A 5665-nucleotide genomic window follows, 5' to 3' on the forward strand; every position below is an offset into this window, starting at 1 on the left:
CGCGGTGCTGCGGACGTTGCGCGAGCCCGATTCGGCGATGGCGCATGCGGGCGACCCGCAGATCTGGGAGACGATGGTGCTGACGGCGCTGGACGGCGCCAAGCCCGCGAACGCGGAGTCCTGATCGGCATCGGCCGCCCAAAGGAAGCGTGACGAACGATGGTCCGCGCGGCATAGGCGCGGACCATGACCCTGGGTTTTCTTCCGATCCTGGCCGGCGCGACGTTGCGCGATCGGCTGGTGGCGTGCCTCGGCGCGCTGGTCGCGATCTCGTTGACCGGCGTGATCGCGGCGAAGGCGGTGGGCGCGGCCGCGGCGTTGCTGATCGTGGCGCCGATGGGCGCGTCGGCGGTGCTGGTGTTCGCGGTGCCGGCGAGCCCGCTCGCGCAGCCATGGTCGGTGATCGGCGGCAATGTGATTTCGGCGCTGGTCGGGGTTTGCGTCGCGCAGGTCGTGCCGATCCCGGCGCTGGCGGCGGGGATGGCGGTGGCGGGGGCGATCCTGGCGATGTCGCTGTCGCGGTCGCTGCACCCGCCCGGCGGCGCGACCGCGCTGATGGCGGTGATCGGCGGACCGCAGATCGCCGCGCTGGGCTTCGGCTTCGCGCTGGTGCCGGTCGGTGTGAACGCGATGATCCTCGCAGGGATCGGCTATCTGTTCCACCGGCTGTCGGGGCATAGCTATCCGCATGTCGCCGCGGTGCCGGGGGCGGCGGTCGCGGCGGCGACGGCGGGGGGCACGATGCCGCATCGTGAGGACATCGACCGGGCGCTGGCCGATCTGGGGGAGACGTTCGACGTCAGTCGCGAGGATCTCGACCTGTTGCTGCAGCGCGCGGAGTTTCATGCGGCGGAGCGGGTTAGGGGAGTGCCGTAGCTTCGTTTTTTGAACGAGCGAACCGGACATCAGTAAACCGAAGAGGCATGTATAGCTAACAAACCCAGCGAAGGAAGGTGAGCAAATCGGCCGTTTGCCAGGCAACCTTACAGGTTCAGACTCTTGGCTATTGCCAGCCGTGACCTGTTGCGCGATTTCGCTCCGACAACAAAGGTCGGAGAGCAAACGGTGGCGGCTGGAATTGCTCAAGATGACGCCCGCGAAAACAGGCTGATAGACCTGTTCAACCTGCATCAGGCGCCAGATCGGGTGCGGCATGGCGTCGATGCGACGTTGAAGATGAACGGCGTCGAATACGAATTTGAGCTGAAGTCCGTCACAACGGCCACGGGCGGCGTAAGCACGGTGCGCGATCTAGGACCTAGTCACATCGCTAAATGGCGAGACAAACACTGGATCATGGCGTTCTTCCAAGGCGGCAAGTTGCTGTACTGCCGGTACGGGTCACCCGACGCTATGCGCCCGTGGATCACCGAGAAGTGGAATTACATAAAAGCAGACTTTCAGGTGGCCAAACACGTCCCGGCTAATATAGATCTGGATACCATGTACGAGATCCTTGGCAAGAAGGCGATCTACACCAAGGCCGACGCTCGCAAACTACACAAGAACCAGATGAGCGCCGCGCAATACACCGAGGCTCAGGATCTGGATGAGGGCTACAGTCCAGACCGGATGCTCAAAATATTCAAAGATCGGGCGCGGTACGTCATTGAGCGCGGATCGACCCTCAACAATCCGCACATCCCGGCAAAATTTCTTGCTGCGTGGCCAGAGATCAGCAGCAATCATGCTGCCGAACTCCGAAACCACGTCAAAGCATGGCGGGACGCAAAGCCGTAGAGATTGCGTTTGCCAGGTTGTACGCCATCGGGGGCGCTACCGAGTTTCCGATGAGACCCAGCGCGAAGTAAACCGGGCGTTGCACCGGCCAGTCTCCGGGGAATCCCTGGAGCACCAAACAGTCGGGTAGTGAAAGCCGGAAGTCGCCATTCTTTGCCACGTACCCGCTTGCCGCTGTCCTATCGGCCGCAACGCCGTTCGGCCAGACACCCAGCTTGTTCCAGAGATTGAGAGCGGACACCGAACTCAGCACGCTGGTCGTGTGGCGTGGCCCTGTAAGCCCGCTTCGTAAGGTCGGAGAAAGGGCGTCAACGCCCGTGTCTGGCAGCCCCAGAGCCTCGCGTACTCCCATCGTCTTGGGGAGGTTGTGCCCGAACCCCTTGGAGGGGCCGTGACGATGCGTGGGCGCGGGGATCTCGAACCGTGCGGCCTCATCTTTATCTGCGAACCCAACGAACAGCACGCGCTTGCGGGTCTGCGGGACGCCGTAATCCGCAGCATTTAGGATGAACTGACGGATGACATACTGACGCTGCAACGGCGCGAGGATCGTGCTCTTCACGTAATCCTCGAACCGCTTGGTCGCGAGGCCGCTGACATTCTCGCAAACGAACACTCGCGGACGGATCGCCTTTACCGCTCGCACGAACTCAGGGATCATGTCCCGTACGTCCGCAGCACCGTTCTGCCGGCCAGCATTGCTGAACGGCTGACAGGGTGGCCCACCATGCAGCACGTCAATCTTGCCGCGGTATTTCCCCCACTTTACCCCGCGAACGTCGCCATTCTCGCCGCCATAAACGGTCCAGTCGGGGTGCGCCGCCCGGAGTACCGCCGCAGCGCCTTCCATGATTTCATAGCTGGCCACGTGTTCGAAGCCAGCCCCGTCAAAGCCGATATCCATGCCGCCTCCGCCACTGAACAGCGAGAGCGCGGATAGGCCGTTCCCAGCAAGCTGCGGCATTAGATCGAGTGGGTTCAGGCGCGGATTGTAGATGGGATGCTTGCTTGCACTGCACTCTCCAGCCGCAGCCCTGCGCTTCGCCTGTTGCGACGCGATTGTCGTAGCACGAAACGTCGCGCGCTTGTTCTCGGTCAGATCCCAACCCTGATACCAGGGCGTGTCAGTACCGCGCGCCGTTTGTGGCCTATACACTTGCCGCGACTCCCCAAGCGCGCCGTGTGACGCATCGCCGAGCTTCGGGATCCCCTATCGCGCGGGCTGGTGTCAACGTCTAATCGGTCGATCCACCCTCCCTTTCGACCAGCTTGCGCTTCACGTGCTTGCCTCGCCGCTCCTTGAAGCGCGTCGATTGTCGTCTGGCTCAAGTTGGCGCCCGCCTCCCTTGCACTTGTCGAGTTGCGCAGCGCCCTGGTCCGGTGTCTCGGAACTTGTCGGGCGTGAACGAGCGGATGTTGCGGGTCGCGCTACCGGCGTGCCGCAAGTACCAAACGGAAAGTTGCTAAAGCGCATCGCTCGCCTAAACGTCTCTGATAACCAAATAGGTACATTACGCTTGACAGCGTCACGCTGTTCTGGCACATAACAGGAACGTCGAGAACCAGCGAGTCGGGCCGGGGCGGTGTGGGAGTGATCCTGCGCCGCCGCCGGCCCGAGCTGCGTCTGGCGCGCTCGATAGTGGCTGGTCGGTAGCGGCAGGAAGCGGGGGGCGTGATGGCGGGTAGGGACGTGGATGTCGTGGCGGGGGCTGCGGCGAGGGGTGGCGGTGCGCAGGCGAACGCTCGCTATCCGTGGACCGACGCGTTGAAGGCCCGGTTTCTCGATCATCTTGCGGCGACGTGCAACGTCAGTGCTTCGGCGCGGGCGATCGGGGCGTCGAATTCGGCCGTACACGGGTTGCGGCGCCGTGACGCGGCCTTTGCCAGCGACTGGGGCACGGCGATCGAGGCGGGATACCAGTTGCTGGAGACGCATCTGGTCGGGATCGCGCTGGCGACGAGCGGCGCCGTCGTGGTGGTGGATGACGGTGTCGGCTCCGGCAAGAAAGAGCGCGTGGGCGCTGGCGACGAGCAGGGGCCTGGTGCCGGGGCGGTCGAATCTGCTTCGACGGCGGCGCCGGGAGCGAAGAATTTCGAAGCGGGATATCGGATGCTTCGTCACCGCGCGACGGAGCGGGCGCGGGGGTGGCGTGGGGGATCGCCGCCGCTGGGGATCTCGACTCGTCAGGATACCGATGCGGAGATCCTCAAGAAGCTGGCGGCGCTGGCGGCGCGGCGGTCGCCGGCGTGACCGCGGCGGCACCCGATGTCGTGGCGCTGCTGGCGGCGCTCAGCGAAGAGGATCGTCGCGTCCTGATCGGTCGGCTGAGCCGGGGGGCACGGCGCGAGTTGAACGAGCGGTGGATCGGCGGCTGGGCGCAAGCCGGGCAGCATGTCGAGGGCGACGGCTGGCGGGTGTGGCTGATCCGCGCGGGGCGGGGCTTCGGCAAGACCCGCGCCGGCGCGGAATGGGTCAGCGAGGTCGCGCGCCGCAACAAGGATGCGCAGATCGCGCTGGTCGGCGCGACCGCCGACGATGTCCGGCGGGTGATGATCGAGGGACCGAGCGGGGTCTGCGCGGTGGCGCGCACGACCGAGCGGGTGCGCTATCGGCGTGACTCCGGCGAGGTGGTGTTCCCGTCGGGCGCACGCGCGTTCGTCTATTCGGCGATGGCGGCGGAAGGGTTGCGCGGGCCCGAGCATGACGCGGCGTGGTGCGACGAGCTCGCAAAATGGACCAATGGCGATGCCGCCTGGGACAATCTGATGATGGGGATGCGGCGCGGCGCGAACCCGCAGGTGCTGGTGACGACGACGCCGCGACCGACGCCGCTGATGCGGCGGGTGATGGCGCTGCCCGGGCTGGTCGAGACGGGCGGGCGGACCCGCGACAACGCGCATCTGCCCGCGGCCTTCGTCGAGGCGGTCGAGGCGACCTATGCGGGCACGCGGCTGGGCCGGCAGGAGCTGGACGGCGAGATGATCGAGGATGTCGAGGGTGCGCTCTGGACCCGTGGCGGAATCGAGGCTTGCCGGGTGCGGGAGGCGCCGGCGTGGAAGCGGGTGGTGGTGGGGGTCGATCCGCCGGCGGGCACCGCGAGCGGGCGCGGCGGCGACGCCTGCGGCATCGTCGCGGTGGCGAAGGGCGGCGACGGGCGCGCCTATGTGATCGAGGATGCGAGCGTGGTCGACGCGGCGCCGCACGAATGGGCGCGCGCGGTGGCGGCGTGCGCGGCGCGGGTCGGCGCGGACCGGGTGATCGCGGAGGCCAACCAGGGCGGCGAGATGGTGCGCGCGGTGCTGGTGGCGGCGGATATGGCGCTGCCGGTGCGGCTGGTGCGCGCGACGCAGGGGAAGGCCGCGCGGGCGGAGCCGGTGGCGGCGCTCTACGAGGCTGGCAAGGCGCTGCATGTCGGGGCGTTCCCGGCGCTGGAGGACGAGCTTTGCGGGCTGGTCGTTGGTGGTGGGTATGAGGGGCCGGGGCGGTCGCCGGATCGGGCGGATGCTTTGGTGTGGGCGATGACGGACCTGATGCTGCGGCGGCGGCGGGTGGAGGCCGCGGTGCGGCCTTTGTAGGGGCGTCTGGGTCGAAAGAAGATCTGGTTCGCGCGGAGGCGCGGAGGCGCGGAGGTGGTGCGGTTGGGGCGGCGTCGGGTTTTGGCCTCGGCGTGGTCCTTTGCTGCTCGGGGATTGGGAGAGCCGCTTCGCGGCGGGGTGATTCTCTGCGTCTCCGCGGCTCCGCGTGAATGAGCGGCTTCGATCCTCCCCTGGAAGGGGAGGTGGCTGGCGTAGCCAGACGGAGTGACGCCTTCTCCGGATAGCGGGTCACCCCTCCGTCAGTCCTTCGGACTGCCACCTCCCCTTGCAGGGAAGGATTCGAAGGCAGGGGAGGATTTCGGAACAATCGAAAGGAGCGGCGATGAAG

At 66.5% G+C, this 5665-nt stretch carries 5 protein-coding genes; 4 read left to right on the forward strand and 1 reads right to left on the reverse strand.

Translation table 11 applies throughout. The features are described from left to right. The first annotated feature begins 186 nt into the window (after nucleotides 1-186). Nucleotides 187-876, forward strand: coding sequence for an HPP family protein (locus VF643_RS04120; protein WP_331042104.1), 690 nt, complete (start codon nucleotides 187-189; stop codon nucleotides 874-876). A gap of 123 nt (nucleotides 877-999) precedes the next feature. Then, nucleotides 1000-1740: a hypothetical protein gene (locus tag VF643_RS04125; protein ID WP_331042105.1), complete on the forward strand. Its 741-nt coding sequence runs from the start codon at nucleotides 1000-1002 to the stop codon at nucleotides 1738-1740. Here VF643_RS04125 and VF643_RS04130 read toward each other — a convergent pair. Beyond that, a complete protein-coding gene (locus VF643_RS04130; RefSeq protein ID WP_331042107.1) occupies nucleotides 1712-2704 on the reverse strand; it encodes a DNA (cytosine-5-)-methyltransferase in 993 nt (330 codons plus the stop codon). The two genes, VF643_RS04125 and VF643_RS04130, sit on opposite strands and share 29 nt — an antisense overlap. 708 nt (nucleotides 2705-3412) lie before the next feature. Here VF643_RS04130 and VF643_RS04135 point away from each other — a divergent pair. Together VF643_RS04135 and VF643_RS04140 are read left to right on the forward strand one after the other, a co-directional pair. Further along, nucleotides 3413-3991, forward strand: coding sequence for a hypothetical protein (locus tag VF643_RS04135; RefSeq protein WP_414713793.1), 579 nt, complete (start codon nucleotides 3413-3415; stop codon nucleotides 3989-3991). Then, nucleotides 3988-5316: a DNA-packaging protein gene (locus VF643_RS04140; RefSeq protein WP_331042106.1), complete on the forward strand. Its 1329-nt coding sequence runs from the start codon at nucleotides 3988-3990 to the stop codon at nucleotides 5314-5316. The genes VF643_RS04135 and VF643_RS04140 overlap by 4 nt, the downstream gene beginning before the upstream one ends. Nucleotides 5317-5665 lie beyond the last annotated feature (349 nt).

Origin of the sequence: Sphingomonas sp. (genome assembly GCF_036387595.1) — a bacterium.
GTDB lineage: Bacteria > Pseudomonadota > Alphaproteobacteria > Sphingomonadales > Sphingomonadaceae > Sphingomonas.